Below are 15,078 nucleotides of genomic sequence, written 5' to 3' on the forward strand. Positions count from 1 at the left end.
GTGCTGACCTGGGCGGGCCTGCTTTTCATGGGCCTGTTTTCTTCGCTGCTGGTGTTGACGGTGGCGCGTGACGCGGCCCTGCTGGTGCTGTGGCTGGCCGATGCCGTGGCGCCCGGCCACCTGCCGCTGGCGTGGCTGCGCACGGTGTCGGCCGAGGCGGTGCCGCTGCTGGGCGGGCTGATCACCGTGCTGGGTTTTCTGAATGCGCGCCGTACGGCTGCCGTGGTGAAGGTGGACGTGCCCATCAAGGGCCTGCCCGCTGCGCTGCAGGGGTTTACCGTAGCGCAAATCAGCGACATCCATGTGGGGCCGACCATCAAGCAGGCGTATTTGCGCCGCATTGTCGACAAGGTCAATGCACTGGATGCCGATGTGGTGGCCATTACGGGCGACCTGGTGGACGGCAAGGTGAGCGAGCTGGCCTCGCACGTCGCGCCGCTGGCAGAACTGCAGTCGCGCCACGGCACGTATTTTGTAACGGGCAACCACGAGTACTACTCGGGCGCGCATGCGTGGATTGACGAGCTGCGCCGGCTGGGCCTGACGGTGCTGCTGAACCAGCACGTGGTGATTCGCCCGCCTCTTCTTGCTGCAGGCCAGGACGCCACGCCGCTGGTGCTGGCGGGTGTGACGGACTACAGCGGTGGGCATTTTGACCCAGCTCATCGCAGTGACCCGGAGGCGGCTCTGCGTGGTGCGCCGGCGGAGGCTGTGCGCGTGCTGCTGGCGCACCAGCCGCGCAGTGCGGCGGCGGCAGCCAAAGCCGGCTTTGACCTGCAGCTGTCGGGCCATACGCATGGCGGACAGTTTTATCCGTGGAACCTGTTTGTGCGGTTTCAGCAGCCGTTTACGGCGGGCTTGCACAAGCTGCAGAACCTGTGGGTTTATACGAGCCGCGGGACGGGGTACTGGGGGCCGCCCAAACGGTTTGGGGCGCCTTCGGAGATTACTTTTTTGAGGTTGGTGGTTGGGTGAGGTTGTGTTGATTTGATGGGTGCGTACTTTGCTGAGTGTTGCTGGCCGGGGGTTGCCCGGCATGCAACTCACTTTTCTTTGCTTCGCCAAAGAAAAGTAAGCAAAAGAAAGGCGACCCTGGTTCCTGCGTCCCTTCGCTTCGCTGCGGGCAACCTGCGGTGCTCGGTCCAGCCGGGGTCAAAAACAACTCGCTTCGCTCAGACAAGTTTTTGCCCTGATCCGTCTGGACCTCCGCTCCTCGRCGCATCCACAAGGGGGGTGGAGACAGGAATACCAAACAGCCGAAGACAAGACCCCGAATACCKGAAGAAACAAGGACWCGCCATGGCGTGTCCTTGTTGGTATTGGAGTTGGTATTTGTCTTTGTCTTCGGTCCCCGCTCCCGATAGCCCCTTCTGTCTGCGCCGAGGAGCACAGGTTCAGGCGGATCAGGGATCGCGATTGTCTGAGCCGAAGGCGAGTTCGAGCGAGACCCCGCCTGGACCGAGCACCGCAGGTTGCCCGTAGCGAAGCGTAGGGTCGCAGACAGCAGGGTCGCCTTTTCTTTGGCGACTTTCTTTTGGCGAAGCAAAAGAAAGTTACTTGCATGCCGGGCAACCCCCGGCCAGCCACCCTCAGCAAAGTCCGCCCCGCTTGAACAACAACAGCAACATCGTCTACCCTCCACCCATGCCCCAAACCCTAACTCTCCGCCTGAACCCAGGCGACGACCTGCGAACAGCCCTGGACGCAGCATTCGCCCAGCTGCAGGCCGAGCAGAACACCCGCGCGGCTTGCGTCATCTCTGCGGTGGGAAGCCTCTCCCGTGCCGTGCTGCGCTATGCGGCCGAGCCGCAGGGAACGGTGTTGGTGGAACCGCTGGAACTGATCACGCTGTCGGGCACGTTGAGCCCTGACGGCGCGCACCTGCATGCCAGTGTGGCCAATGCGCGGGGAGAAATGTGTGGAGGCCATGTGATGCCGGGTTGCATTGTGCGGACGACCGCTGAAATTGTGCTGGTGTCGTTGCAGGGCTGGGTGTTTGCGCGTGAGCATGACACTCGGACCGGCTTCAAGGAGCTGGTGGCGAAGCCGGCAACGCCCTGGTCTTGAAAGCAGGGGCTGCGTCTGTAGGCCGGCCCTGACAGCCGTGCTGGCGTCATGGCCATGGCGGGCGTGGAGGACAGGCGTAGAGTGGTGTTAACGCACTACCATGCACGCAACCTACCAGCACCCACCATCAAGGAGGCATGTTCATGTTGAAACAACCACGCTTTTCCGTCGCTTCCGTCGCCCTGCCGGGCGCTGTGTTGGCACTGGCATTGACGCTTTTCACAGGGCCGCGGGCGGTAGCGCAGACATCGCAGACCACACAGCCAGCTGAAGCACCCGATACCGCAGTGCCGACGGCGCCCTTGAGGAATCCGCTGAACCGCAACCCGGCGCGCCGGGCGTCTGAACCCGAAGCGCCGCTCCCACCGCCGGATCCGCGTGACTCGACCATCCGCCCGGTGACGCCACCGGGCAACGACGGCCGTGATGTGGTATTGCCCCCGCCGAATGCGCCAACGCGGCCCCCGCTTGCCAGGCCCTGAGGCGGATTTTCTGCCTGTTTATAGCCCGTGAGCGGTATGGCGTGGCATCARGGATGAATGCCAAATRMCGCCCTGRCCCAAYAGGGAYAAGCGCAAGCAGCTATTAAATTGATAGTGACTGACCGGCGGCAGCCTTCGGTGTGCGCACCTTGCGGGCGCCGGCCGAGCTGCGGTTTTTGCGGTAATAACGCTGCGGCGAATCTTTCTGCATCATCCGGCGCCGCAGGCGTGCGGGATGAAAGACCTGTTCGTACTGCGTGAGCCAGCGCTGTTCGCTGGCGTCGGGTGAGGGGGCTGTCTGCCTGTCGGCGGCGGGGCCAAAGCGCAGGGACGCCGGGGCGTCGGCCGGCTTGTGGCCTGGTCGTACTTCTTCCGGGGGCAACACCGGCGCAGCGTGCCGGCCGTGGCCGGAAGCCTGCGGGCCCAGGTAGTCGGACTCGACACTGCATTGAGGCGTGAGGATGGCCCAGCGCATGTGGGCAAAGCGGCGGGCAAACAGCGGCGCCACGGCTTCAACGATGTGGTGTTCCGGCTCGAACCAGGCCACGTGCAGCGGGCCGCCTTGCGGGCGGGTTTTGAAGGTGTCGTCCTGCACCGAGTGAAAGCGCAGCTGGGCTTTCATTTTCTGCATGTCATGGCGCACCTCTTCGGCCATCTGCCGGGCGAGCGCCATGTCGGCGTCGAGCTGGTTGTGCCGCAGTTCGGGCTCATGCACCAGGCGCCACAGCAGGCGGTAGAGCAGGCTGAAGCGCTGCGGGTTGTTGTGCAGGATCACGGCCTGGCACAGGGTAAGAAATTCGGGTGGGACGGCGACGGTGGGTGCGTCGCTGAGTGCGGGGCTCTGCGCCGTGCCGGTGGGCGGCACGCCTTCAGCGGGCGTGGTGCTGCAATGCCAGATGACTTGCCCGGGCAGGATGTTCTGTGCCAGCAGGCCGCGTGCGGCACGGCGAAAGCCCTCAAGGTCCGTCTGCCCCTGCAGCGTGACAGGCAACATGGCTTGTGGAAAGAGGTCGTTCGTCAGCAGGTCATTCATCACGCCCATGGACACATCCTTTCTTCACGATTCAAGCACCCATGGTGCGGCGGCGGCCACCGCGGCGGGTGTAGGCAAAAGAGCCGTCTTCCTGGGTGCGGGCGGCGCATTGCCAGGACAGAAAGCCGGAATTCACTGTATTAATATACAGTGTTTTGGTGATTCAGGTGTGAAAGTGAGGCAAAAATCCCGGGCCTTTTGTGGCTTTGTCGCCTAAATCAGGCTGAAATCAGCCCAAAAGGGCGTGGCTGGCGGCAACGGTGCCAAACGTGCTGCAGCGTGCGCTTTTTGACCTGGACGGGGGGCGTCAGCGGTTTTTGTGGGCCCGCCGCAGCTTTTTGGCGTGGGTTTCCATGGCGAGATACGCCACAACCGCCACGGTCAGCGGCACCAGGTAATAGATCACGCGGTAAGCCACCAGCGCGGCCAGCAGTTCGTACTGCGGCATCTCGTGCGACAGCAGGGCGACGAACACGGCCTCCAGCACGCCGAGGCCGGCCGGCACGTGGGTGATCACGCCGGCGATGGCCGCCAGCAGCAGCACGCTGACGACGGCGGAAAACTCGATGCGGTGCTGCAGCAGGATGAAAATAATGCCGGACATGATGAGCCAGTTGCCGGCGCCCATCAGCAGCTGCAGGCCGGCCAGCCGCACGGAGGGCAACACCACCTCATGGCCGCGCAGCCGCAGCATGCGCCGGCGGGAAAACGCGCAAATGCCGAGATAACCCGCGACAACGGCCAGCAGCACCGCACYGATCAGACGCAGGGAGTTGGTGGTGACAGGCCAGTCCAGGGGCAGGGTGGGCGGCTGCAAGGCAAACACCGTGCCGGCGAGCAGCAGGTACCCCATCCAGTTGGTCAGCATGCTCAGCGACATGATGCGGGTGATGGCGCCGTTGCCCAGGCCCAGGCGGGAGTAAAGGCGGTAACGAAAAGCCACGCCGCCCACGAGGGAGCCGAGGTTGAGGTTGAAGGCGTAGCTGACGAAGGTCACCGCCATCACGGTGGGGGCGCGTAGCGGGTGGCGGGTGTAGTGGCGGCCCAGCAGGTCGAAGGTGCTGTAAAGCGTGAAGCTGGCCACGGCCAGCAGCACGGCGCCCCAGGCGGCGGTGAGGGGGTAGTCCTCCAGCGCGGTGAGGACCTGGGACCATTCAATCTTGCGGGCCTGCGAGAACAGCAGGCTGGCGATGAGCAGAAAGAACGCGGCGGTGGCACCGTGCCTGAGCCATGGCCACCAGGCCTTTTTCTTCGGCGCGGCGGGCTGGGGCTTGCCGCTGCGCGCCTCGCCGGGCGGACGGGGGGGATGGGGCGTGGGCAAGGTGCGGCTTTCGGCCATCACGCGCTCAAATGGGTTTGGCCTGGGGCGGCGGCTCGCGTTCCTCTGGCGCGGCTGCTTGGGCGGGCGTGATGCGCGGCGCGTGCGCCGGCAGCCAGCCGGCCCAGGCGGGGTAGCGGCGCAGCAGGTGAAAGACAAAGTAGCTGCGCAGCGTGCGCCACCACGTGGGCTTCACCAGGTCCTGGCGGCCTATCTGTTTGCAGCTGTGCTGCATCAGGTGGTCCAGCCGCGAACCCAGGTCGTTGTTGAAGGTGCGGTCGCGGATCATGACGTTGGCCTCGAGGTTGAGCGCCAGGCTGAGTGGGTCCAGGTTGCTGGAGCCCACAGTGGCCCATTCGTCGTCGATCACGGCCACTTTGCCATGCAGGGGCCGGTCGCAGTATTCGTAAATGCGCACACCCGCGTCCAGCAGGTGGTGGTAGAGCATGCTGGCGGCGGTCTTGACGATCGCCATGTCGGGCTCGCCCTGCAGGATGAGGTGCACGTCCACACCGCGCCGCGCGGCGTGGCGCATTTCCCTGAGCAGCCGGTAACCGGGAAAAAAATACGCGTTGGCGATCACGACACGCTGGCGCGCCGTGCGGATGGCGGCGCGGTAGTGGCGCTCGATGTCGTTGGTGTGTTTGCGGTTGTCGCGCGTGACAAAAAGCGCCGCGGCGTCGCCCGCCGGCGCGGGCACGTCGTCCCTGCGCCATGTGCCGGCCACGGAACGGGCGCGTTCGGAAAACCGTTCACGCAAGCCCGTGGGCGCTTCGCCGCCGGCGCCGGCATTGCGCTGGCCCGCCGCCAGGGCCCTGCGCACAAAGCTGTGGATGTCGGCCACGAGGGGGCCTTCGATCTCGACGGCATAGTCCTGCTTGGCCTGCGGGCCGAAGTCGGCCAGGTGGTCCGCCGAATAGTTGATGCCGCCGACGAAAGCACGTTCGCCATCGACGACCACAATCTTGCGGTGCATGCGGCGAAACAGGTTGGTGCGCCAGCCCCACAGCCTGGGCCCCGGGTCAAACACATGCACGCGCACGCCGGCCCGCGTCAGGGTCGAAATGAATTCAGGTGACAGGTCCGGAGAGCCGTAGCCGTCAATCGTCAGGTCGATCTGCACGCCGCGCCGCGCCGCCTGGTGCAGGGCCGCGTGCAGCTCTTCACCGACCTTGTCTTCAAACAGGATGAAGGTCTCCACCACCACCTCGCGCCTGGCCGCAGCAATGCACTCAAAGACGCGCGGGAAAAACTCCTCGCCGTTTTCAAGCAGCTGAAACTGGTTGCCGCTTACCCAACGACTCATGTTCAGAGCTCGATTTCTGCCGCGAGAGGCGCGTGATCTGACAAATGCGACCAAGGCCGCAGCGGCAGCACCACCGGCGCGTGGCCGATGGCGTTGCGCACATAGATGCGGTCCAGCCGCAGCAGGGGCAGGCGTGCGGGAAAGGTGCGCGCCGCCTTGCCGTTGGCCTGCACAAACACCTCATGCAGCTCGGCGCCTTTTTCCAGCCGGGCATGGGCGCGGTGCCGCCAGTCGTTGAAGTCCCCGGCCACCACGACGGGCGCATGCGGCGGAATGTTGTTGCGCACCAGTTCGCACAGCATGTCCATTTGCTGCTCGCGGTGCGCTTCCATGAGGCCCAGGTGCACGCAGACGGCGTGCACGTTCACGCTGCGGCCGGGTATCTGCAGTTCGCAATGCAGCAGCCCGCGGCGCTCGGGCCCGCTGATGGACACGTCGAGGTTTTCAAAACGCACGATGGGGAACTTGGACAACACGGCATTGCCGTGGTGCCCGTTGGTGTAGACCGCGTTGCGGCCGTAGGCGAACTGCGGCCAGATGGTGTCGGCCAGGAATTCGTAGTGCGGGGTTTCAGGGTAGTTGTCGAACTTGTCCTGGTGCTTGACGTGGTTGCCCGTCACTTCCTGCAGGAACACCACGTCCGCCCCGACGCCGCGAACGGCTTCGCGCAGCTCGGGCAGGATGAATTTGCGGTTGAAAAAGGTAAAGCCCTTGTGGATGTTGACCGTGAGCACCTTGAACGAGAACGACGAGTCGGCGCTGACTGCTGCAAGCGCCGTCTGCGTGTCGGCCTCGACGGCTTCCATGTCGATCGGCGTTGCGGCTTCGGGAGAGCGGGTGGGTACGGCGACAGACAGGGCGTCGGGCCCGCGGCGCGAAGCTGAAGAAGGCGATGGCGAAGGGGATTCGGGTGTGGAAGTCGGCATAGAGAGATAAGCGAGTAGGCCCAGACAGGCAGGCGGAAAGGGCGCAGGACAGGCCTTGGCACCCATTGTTATTCTGCGCCCTGGGAGTGACTGTAGGACAGTAACTTATTTGCGGCAGGGCGCGGCGTACGCAAGCGCCTGGGACGTGTCTTTGGCCACAGCCCGCGGGCGCAGTGTCCTACATGGCGCGGGGGGCCTCTCCGATAAGGCAGACGGGCCCGGCCCGCTAGATTGAATTCAACGTTAGCCCGATGAAGTGGCAGGCGTGTTTTTTCAACCCAGCCTACGAGCACAACCCAAGGAACTACTCCCATGTTCAAAACCCCCTCTTCCATGAAGACCCTTTCCCTTGCAGCTGCCATGACGGCCGCACTGATGTTTGGCGCAGCCGCACACGCGCAGACCGATCCTGCGGGCAAACCGAGCGACAGCTCGGGCTCGGTTTCCACCGGTGCAACCGCCAAAACGCCTGAGCAGCGTGACGCCGCCAAATCCGAAAAACAGGCGGCGAAGTCCGACAAGAAGCAGGCCAAGGCAGCCAAACGGGCTGCACGCAAGAGCAAAGCCGCCACTGCAGGCGCTGCCCCCACGGATTCGGGCGGTACCAGCAAGTAAGGCCAGGCGCTACCTTGGCGCCATGACAGTTTCGGTGTGAAGGTGCGCTGACGCGTTGCCATCACCCTTTTGAAGGAGTTTGATATGTCCAAGTACTTTATGCGTTCCATTCCTGCGGCCGCTGCGTTGACCGCAGCCGCGTTGTTCGGCTCTGCCGGCGCCTTTGCACAGGGCCTCGGTGTGGGCGTCGGCACCGGTGTTGGGGTCGGCGTCTCGGCCGGCCAGAACACCAATATCGACGCTGGCGTTCGCGCGAATGCCGCGGCAGGCGCCAGCTCGGACTCCAGCGGGCCCTCGGGATCTTCCAGCGGCAGGCTCGGTGCCGGCGCCAATGTTTCCGGCTCGGCCCAGGGTGATACCTCCGCAGGCAGCAGGGCCGCCGCTGCAGTGGACAACACCGCCCGCAGCACCGGACGGGCTGTAGCCCGCACCGGCAACGCCGTGAAGAGCGGCGCCAAGCGCACCTACAACAAACTGGATAACGCTGCGGGCAGTGCCCGTGTCCAGGGCAGTGTTCAGGGTGATGCGGCCGTCGGCGGCACTTCGAAGTAAAGGCGGGCAAGGTGCGCGTGTAATTGCCGCAAGGTGGTTGCATCGCCACAAAGCCGGGCACAGGTTTTTACCTRCGCCCGGCTTTTTTTCACGCCTGCGTTTATTTGGGCCGGGGCTGCGGCAAGCCCCTGCCGGGCTGGGGTAGCTTCCCGGCCCGGAGTTCGGTGACTGCGGTGGCTACAGCCCTGGCCACGTTGCGGACTTCTTCCATCAGGGCTTTGTCTGCGTCCAGCGTGTCGTGGCTGGTGGCATAGGGTTCGTAGTAGCCGATGTAGCGGTCCAGCCGGGCCGGGCTGCCGGCATCAATCAGGCCCATCCAGTCCAGCCAGTCGCACAGGCCGCGGCGTGTGCCTTCGATCCCGGCCACGTCGCCATGCACCACGACGCCATACGCGCGGCCTGCCAGGTGCTTGGGATAGTCCCAGCCTTTCATCTCCAGCGCCTTGGCTTCCTCGGGCTTTTTGCCGTGGGTGGTGGTGGGGTCGGGGTTGCCGCCGTCGGCACACACCAGGCGGTCGATCATGAGCTTGAGCGGGCTGGGTGACTGGTACCAGTAGACGGGCGTGAGGATGATGACGGCATGCGCGGCCGTCCAGCGTTCGTAGATCTCGGCCATCCAGTCGCTGGTTTGCCCCAATGAATGGTTGGGGTAGCAGCTGCAGGGCCAGTGGCACAGCGGCATGGCGGTGGACACGCAGCCTTTGCAGGGGTGGATGTGAAGGTTGTAGCTGGAGGTGAGCAGGCTGAGGTCCAGCACATCGGGATGCATGCCCGCTTCCTGGAGTGTGGTCTTCGCGCTGTTGAGCAGGCGCCAGGTCTTGGAGATTTCACCGGGGCAGGTGCCGTCGTTGCGGGCGGAGCCGCACACCAGCAGCACGCGTGAGGGTGTGGCCGGGTCTTTCCAGGCCGCCTGCGCTTTGGCCAGGCGTTCGCGGGTTTCCAGCCATTCGACGGACAGGTCGTAGTCGGGGTCGGCAAATTCCTCGCCGGCCTTGCGTGTGTGGGGCGCCTTGCGGCCCTCCTGGTAGGCGTCCCAGGCCACGCTTTCGATCCGGGCCAGGGCTTCGTCTTCCTGCCGGAAGGCCGGGTCGACAAAAGATTGCATAAAGCGTTCATGGAACGCGTCGCGTGAGAGGACGGCCGGTGCCTGGCCTTTGCGTACCGTGGTCATCTGCCGAGTCTAGTGACGCTGCAGGGCTTGAACCGGGGGTTTCGATGCCGTCCTACGCGGGTTTTCGGTACCGTCTGGCGAGCCGCTTTTTTTGGTAAAAATGGCCTTTAAGCCATATGCAATCTGCGCAAGCAGCTATCAAAATAATAGCTAATGCGGAATGTGGGCTGGCCGCAAAAAAGCCCGCACGCAGCCGTTGGGGCTGCCGTGCGGGCCTGGCGCGCTTCAGTTCAGCGTGTCGCGGTTATGGATCAACCCTTTTGCGGGGCGGGGCCACCTTGACCGCGAGGGCCGCCATGGCGCATGCCGTGCTTTTTGTGCTCGGTATCAAAGGTTTTTTGCTGCTCGGGTGTGAGCGCCGCGTAGAAGGTCTTGGTGGCTTCACCGCGCTTGTCCATCGCCGTGTTCATCTCGGCCATGCGCTGGGTGCGCATTTCCTTCATCTTGTCGATGCGCTGGGGCGTGGTCAGCTTGTCGAACTCGGCGCGTTGCTCCGGCGTGGGGCGTGCTCCRTGGGCGGGCGGCTGCATGGAAGCGGTGTAAGCGGTCCACGCGCCTTCCTGGGCGGGCGTGAGCTTGAGTTTGGCTTTGAGCTCGGCCTGGTGCTTGGCGATCATGGCCTGCATCTTGGCGGGGTCGTGGCGGCCCATGCGATCGCCATGGGGGCCGGCAGGCTTGCCTGCGGCGGGCGGCGATCCGGCGGGTGGTGCGGGAGGCGTTTGTGCCATGGCACCGGCACCTACCGTTGCCAGCAAGCCGGCGAGTACGAGGCTGTTGAGGGAAGCGGAGCGGTTGAATGCGAATTTCATGAGGAACTTCCTTTCAGGAGAAGATGCCTGAGTTCCATCGAGTCGTGACATACGGCTTTTGGCTTCAGGTTGAAAGCAAGTGTGCGGGCCGTCTGTTTCCCTGCCGTTGCCGAAAGGTAAAGATAAGCCGTGGATACACCCCTATCAGCCCTCACTTCGTGTAGTGCTTTTTCCCCTTGCAGGGGACGGCGCCTGCGGCCTGGCAAAGCCAGTTCCGCGGCCCCCGTTGGCTTGGCCTTTCAGAGCAGGGAGCTGTAGCCTCAAAAGGCGATTCAAGCGGGGGCCGCGGTCCGGCTTTGCCGGCCGCGAGGCGCTCGTCCCCCGCAGGGGGAGAGGGGGCTACACGCAGTGAGCCCCAACAGGGGGACTTCCTTCTTGACTGCGGTCAATTGCCATCGCCGTCCGGGGTGCCTACAATGGCACCAGCTTGTCGGGGTGCCAAGGATGTTTCCGTGAGGAGGCTTTCGAGGCTGAGATCGCAGTATGCGAGACCCGCTGAACCTGATCGGGATTATCCCCGCGTAGGGAACAACGCAATTGGCTCCGGAACTCCGCAGCGGCACACCAGGTGCCACCGATGGACCCCCGGCTCCCCAGCAGGCACCCCACCTTCTGGAGAACCACATGGCCAAAACCCGACTCACCGTTGACACCCAAGACCTCACCAGTCGCATCACGCGCGCGCCATTTCCGGGCTCCGCCAAGATTTACATCGAAGGCTCGCGCCCCGACATTCGCGTTCCGTTCCGTGAAGTCACGCTGACCGACACGCTGGTGCACGAAGGCGCCGGGGAGCCGCGCCGCGAAGCCAACCCGCCGCTGCGTTTGTATGACGCCTCGGGTGTCTACACCGACCCGGCTTCGCCGATCGACATCACGCGTGGCCTGCCGCCTTTGCGCGGCGCCTGGATCAACGAGCGCCAGGACACTGAAGCCCTGCCCGGCATCAGCAGCGCCTACGGCCGTGAGCGCCTGAACGACCCGGCCCTGGCCGCGCTGCGCATGGCGCATGCGCCCGTGCCGCGCCGCGCCAAGGCCGGCGCCAATGTGTCGCAAATGCATTACGCGCGCAAAGGCATCATCACCCCCGAGATGGAATACATCGCGGTGCGCGAAAACCTGGTGCGCGCGCAACTGGCCGAGCGCCTGGCCACCGAACGCATGCCGAAAAAAGGGCATTCCTTCAACGCCGCGATTCCGGAGCAGATCACGGCCGAGTTTGTGCGCGACGAAGTGGCGCGCGGCCGCGCCGTCATCCCGAACAACATCAACCACCCCGAGAGCGAACCGATGATCATCGGTCGCAACTTCCTGATCAAGGTCAATGCCAACATCGGCAACTCGGCGGTCACCTCGAGCATTGAGGAAGAAGTCGACAAGCTGGTCTGGTCGATTCGCTGGGGCGCAGACACCGTGATGGACTTGTCGACGGGTGAGAACATCCATGAAACGCGCGAATGGATTTTGCGCAACTCGCCGGTGCCCATCGGCACGGTGCCGATCTACCAGGCGCTGGAAAAAGTCAACGGCAAGGCCGAAGACCTGACCTGGGAAATCTTCCGCGACACGCTGATCGAGCAGGCGGAGCAGGGCGTTGACTACTTCACCATCCACGCCGGCGTGCGCCTGGCCTATGTGCCGCTCACGGCGAATCGCCTGACGGGCATCGTCTCGCGTGGCGGCTCCATCATGGCCAAGTGGTGTTTGTCGCATCACAAGGAAAGCTTTTTGTACGAACGCTTTGACGAGATCTGCGAGATCATGAAGGCGTATGACGTGTGCTTCTCGCTGGGTGATGGCTTGCGCCCCGGCTCGATTGYCGATGCGAACGACGAAGCGCAGTTTGCCGAGCTGCACACGCTGGGCGAGCTCACGCAGATCGCCTGGAAGCACGATGTGCAGGTGATGATTGAAGGCCCGGGCCACGTGCCGCTGCAGCTGGTGAAAGAAAACGTAGACAAGCAGCTTGAAGCTTGTTTTGAAGCGCCTTTCTACACGCTGGGCCCGCTGATCACCGACATCTCGCCGGGTTATGACCACATCTCTTCTGCCATGGGCGCAGCCAACATCGGCTGGTACGGCACGGCCATGCTGTGCTACGTGACGCCGAAAGAGCATTTGGGCCTGCCGAACCGCGACGATGTGAAGCAGGGCCTGATCGCCTACAAGATCGCCGCGCATGCGGGCGACCTGGCCAAGGGCTACCCGGGCGCGCAGATGTGGGACAACGCGGTGTCGAAAGCGCGCTTTGAGTTCCGCTGGGAAGACCAGTTCCGCCTGGCGATCGACCCCGACACGGCGATGGCTTATCACGACGAAACGCTGCCCAAAGAGAACGCCAAGGTGGCGCATTTCTGTTCGATGTGCGGGCCCAAGTTCTGCTCGATGAAAATCTCGCAGGAGGTGCGCGAGTTTGCGCGGCTCAACCCGGCCAGCACCACGCTGGCGCCGGCCGCCACGACAATTCCCATCAAGCAGATCGCCACCGGCTTTGAGGAAAAGGCCAAGGAGTTCCGCGAAGGCGGGAGCGAGATCTATTCCTGAGTTGTTTCGGAGCCGTCCCTGACATGAGCACTTTGCACATCGGTATTGCGGGCGCGGGCCTGGCCGGCCGCACGCTGGCCTGGCGCCTGCTGCGTGCAGGCTGCCGCGTCAGCCTGTTCGATGCGCGGGCGCGTGACGATCTGGCCACGGCCTCGATGACGGCGGCGGCCATGCTGTCGCCGCTGGCGGAACTGGCGGTGGCGGACGAGGCCGTGTTTGCCCTGGGCCAGCGCTCCATGCAGCTGTGGCCGGAGTGGATTGCCGAGCTGGAGTCGAGTGGCTTGCCGGTGTATTTCCGGCGCGAAGGTACGCTGGTGGTGGCCCATGCGCCCGACCAGAGTTCGCTGGAACATTTCACCCGCCTGCTGATGCACAAGCTGCCTGATGCGTCACGCGCGCAGGTACAGGCGCTTGATGCCGCTGCGCTGGGCCGGGCCGAGCCGGCATTTGCCGGGCGCTTTGGCGGCGGCTTGTTGCTGGAGGGCGAAGGCCAGCTGGCCAATGACCAGTGGATGGCCGCGCTGGCGGTGGAGATCGACAGGCTGGGCGGCACCTGGCTCGAAGGTCAGGCGGTCAACGCCGTGGAAGAGGCGCGCATCGTCTGCGCTGGGCAAACTCATCGTGTGGATATTGCGGTGGACGCACGCGGTGTGGGTGCGAAGGAAGGCTGGCCGCAGCTGCGCGGCGTGCGCGGCGAGGTGCTGACGGTGGAATGCGCCGGCGTGACGTTGCAGCGCCCGGTGCGTCTGATGCATCCGCGCTACCAGCTGTATGTGGCGCCACGGCCCGGCCACCGCTTTGTCGTCGGCGCGACCGAGCTGGAGTCGGAAGACAGCGGGCCGGTGACCTTGCGCTCCACGCTCGAGCTCGCCAGTGCGCTGCACAGCCTGCACCCGGCGTTTGGCGAGGCCAGGGTGCTGCGCCTGGCGGCTGCGCTGCGGCCCGCGCTGGACGACCACCGGCCGGCGATTGCGCTGCGCAACGGTGTCTGGCATATCAATGGCTTGTACCGGCATGGTTATCTGTGTGCRCCCGCGCTGGTGGACGGGCTTGTCCATAAACTCCTGGGTACGGAGAATGAATGACATGACGACGACAACATTGCAGATCTCTTTGAACGGCGAACGCATGGAAACCGATGCGTCAACACTGCAGGCTTTGCTGCAGGCGCGGGGCTACGACTTCAAGAGCGCCTTTGCCTGCGCCATCAACAACGGGTTTGTGCCGCGGCCGCAGTGGCCGGAGCGTGCGCTGCAAGACGGCGACCGCGTCGACGTGGTCACGCCTATCACCGGAGGCTAGAAATGGCACACCCCCGTCGGATGCTCACTGCGTGTAGCACCTTCCCCCCTTGCAGGGGGCGACACCAGCGGCCTGGCGGAGCCAGTTCCGCGGCGTCTGCTGGCATCGCGATACTTTTGCGGAACGCTTGATATGACAACATCTGCGTTACCTTCTATTGCCCACGGCCAGCCCCTGACGGTCGGTGGCAAGACTTTGTCCAGCCGCTTCTTCCTTGGCACTTCGCATTACCCCTCGCCGCAGGTGATGAGCGACGCGGTGCGTGCCAGCGGGTGCGAAGTGCTGACGGTGGGCCTGCGCCGCCTGCAGCCGGAAAGCGGCGGGGGCAACAGCTTCTGGCAGCGCATCCAGGCGCTGGGTTGCCACATCCTGCCCAATACGGCGGGCTGCCACAGCGCCGAGGAAGCGATCACGCTGGCGCAGATGGCGCGCGAGATTTTTGGCACGACCTGGATCAAGCTGGAGGTGATCGGCGACGACTACACCTTGCAGCCCGATACGCACGCCACCCTGCACGCCGCAACGGTGCTGGCCAAAGAGGGCTTCGCCGTCTTTGCCTACACGACGGATGACCTGGTGATAGCCCAGCGCCTGCGCGACGCGGGCTGCGCGGCCGTGATGCCCTGGGCCGCGCCCATCGGCACGGGCCGCGGGCCGTTGAACCCTTATGCGCTGGAAACCATGCGCCGCCGCCTGCCCGATGCGGTGCTGGTGGTGGATGCCGGCATCGGCCGGCCTTCGCATGCCGCGGCGGTGATGGAGCTGGGCTTTGATGCGGTGCTGCTGAACACCGCGGTGGCGCAGGCCGGCGACCCGGTGCGTATGGCGCGGGCGTTTGCCGACGGCGTGGCTGCCGGCCGCGCCGCCTATGAGTCAACCCCCATGCCGGAGCGCGCGGCCGCGCAGGCTTCCACGCCGACGGTCGGCGTACCCTTCTGGCACGCACCCTGACT

The 15,078-nt window shown here is 64.7% G+C and carries 15 protein-coding genes and 1 riboswitch; of the genes, 9 read left to right on the top strand and 6 right to left on the bottom strand.

The window, feature by feature from the left end; genetic code table 11:
* From AC1D1P_RS00835 to AC1D1P_RS00845, 3 genes are all read left to right on the top strand, one after another.
* Positions 1-975 (top strand): metallophosphoesterase (locus tag AC1D1P_RS00835; RefSeq protein ID WP_477671810.1); only part of this gene is annotated, 975 nt, incomplete at its 5' end.
* Positions 976-1,644: 669 nt separating this feature from the next.
* A complete protein-coding gene (locus AC1D1P_RS00840) occupies positions 1,645-2,067 on the top strand; it encodes a PPC domain-containing DNA-binding protein (RefSeq protein WP_477671811.1) in 423 nt (140 codons plus the stop codon).
* Positions 2,068-2,210: 143 nt separating this feature from the next.
* A complete protein-coding gene (locus AC1D1P_RS00845) occupies positions 2,211-2,549 on the top strand; it encodes a hypothetical protein (protein ID WP_477671812.1) in 339 nt (112 codons plus the stop codon).
* A gap of 103 nt (positions 2,550-2,652) precedes the next feature.
* On the opposite strand, the gene AC1D1P_RS00850 is transcribed toward AC1D1P_RS00845, so the two are convergent.
* The 4 genes from AC1D1P_RS00850 to AC1D1P_RS00865 all read right to left on the bottom strand — a co-directional run bounded on the left by AC1D1P_RS00850 (position 2,653) and on the right by AC1D1P_RS00865 (position 7,012).
* Complete coding sequence (locus AC1D1P_RS00850; protein ID WP_477671813.1) at positions 2,653-3,591, bottom strand: TIGR03915 family putative DNA repair protein; 939 nt, start codon at positions 3,589-3,591, stop codon at positions 2,653-2,655.
* A gap of 298 nt (positions 3,592-3,889) precedes the next feature.
* On the bottom strand, positions 3,890-4,921 hold the full coding sequence (locus tag AC1D1P_RS00855; RefSeq protein ID WP_477671814.1) for a lysylphosphatidylglycerol synthase domain-containing protein: 1,032 nt from the start codon (positions 4,919-4,921) through the stop codon (positions 3,890-3,892).
* A 7-nt stretch (positions 4,922-4,928) separates the two neighbouring features.
* Positions 4,929-6,206 carry a cardiolipin synthase ClsB gene (gene clsB / locus AC1D1P_RS00860; RefSeq protein WP_477671815.1) on the bottom strand — a complete coding sequence of 426 codons (1,278 nt, stop codon included), beginning with the start codon at positions 6,204-6,206 and terminating at the stop codon, positions 4,929-4,931.
* A gap of 2 nt (positions 6,207-6,208) precedes the next feature.
* Entirely contained in the window at positions 6,209-7,012 is an 804-nt protein-coding gene (locus AC1D1P_RS00865) for an endonuclease/exonuclease/phosphatase family protein (protein ID WP_477647033.1), read from the bottom strand.
* Positions 7,013-7,444: 432 nt separating this feature from the next.
* Here AC1D1P_RS00865 and AC1D1P_RS00870 point away from each other — a divergent pair, with 432 nt between their 5' ends.
* The gene (locus tag AC1D1P_RS00870) at positions 7,445-7,747 is read left to right on the top strand and encodes a hypothetical protein (RefSeq protein WP_477670409.1); all 303 of its coding nucleotides are present in this window, start codon (positions 7,445-7,447) and stop codon (positions 7,745-7,747) included.
* An 84-nt stretch (positions 7,748-7,831) separates the two neighbouring features.
* Positions 7,832-8,299, top strand: coding sequence for a hypothetical protein (locus tag AC1D1P_RS00875; protein ID WP_477670408.1), 468 nt, complete (start codon positions 7,832-7,834; stop codon positions 8,297-8,299).
* A gap of 100 nt (positions 8,300-8,399) precedes the next feature.
* On the opposite strand, the gene AC1D1P_RS00880 is transcribed toward AC1D1P_RS00875, so the two are convergent.
* Positions 8,400-9,470 (bottom strand): flavodoxin family protein, encoded by a 1,071-nt coding sequence (locus AC1D1P_RS00880; RefSeq protein ID WP_477671816.1) that lies wholly within the window; start codon positions 9,468-9,470, stop codon positions 8,400-8,402.
* A 251-nt stretch (positions 9,471-9,721) separates the two neighbouring features.
* On the bottom strand, positions 9,722-10,279 hold the full coding sequence (locus tag AC1D1P_RS00885) for a Spy/CpxP family protein refolding chaperone (protein ID WP_477670406.1): 558 nt from the start codon (positions 10,277-10,279) through the stop codon (positions 9,722-9,724).
* A gap of 421 nt (positions 10,280-10,700) precedes the next feature.
* A riboswitch (TPP riboswitch) is annotated at positions 10,701-10,824 on the top strand.
* A gap of 79 nt (positions 10,825-10,903) precedes the next feature.
* Between AC1D1P_RS00885 and thiC the strand changes: the two genes are divergently transcribed.
* The 4 genes from thiC to AC1D1P_RS00905 all read left to right on the top strand — a co-directional run bounded on the left by thiC (position 10,904) and on the right by AC1D1P_RS00905 (position 15,076).
* A complete protein-coding gene (gene thiC / locus AC1D1P_RS00890; RefSeq protein ID WP_477671817.1) occupies positions 10,904-12,823 on the top strand; it encodes a phosphomethylpyrimidine synthase ThiC in 1,920 nt (639 codons plus the stop codon).
* Between the two features lie 23 nt (positions 12,824-12,846).
* Positions 12,847-13,908 carry a glycine oxidase ThiO gene (gene thiO, locus AC1D1P_RS00895; RefSeq protein ID WP_477671818.1) on the top strand — a complete coding sequence of 354 codons (1,062 nt, stop codon included), beginning with the start codon at positions 12,847-12,849 and terminating at the stop codon, positions 13,906-13,908.
* Between the two features lies 1 nt (position 13,909).
* Positions 13,910-14,125, top strand: a complete 216-nt coding sequence (thiS, locus tag AC1D1P_RS00900) for a sulfur carrier protein ThiS (RefSeq protein ID WP_477670404.1) — start codon at positions 13,910-13,912, stop codon at positions 14,123-14,125.
* 132 nt (positions 14,126-14,257) lie between these two features.
* A complete protein-coding gene (locus AC1D1P_RS00905; protein ID WP_477670403.1) occupies positions 14,258-15,076 on the top strand; it encodes a thiazole synthase in 819 nt (272 codons plus the stop codon).
* Positions 15,077-15,078: the final 2 nt, after the last annotated feature.

The organism is Polaromonas sp. P1_E1_2 (assembly GCF_056406035.1).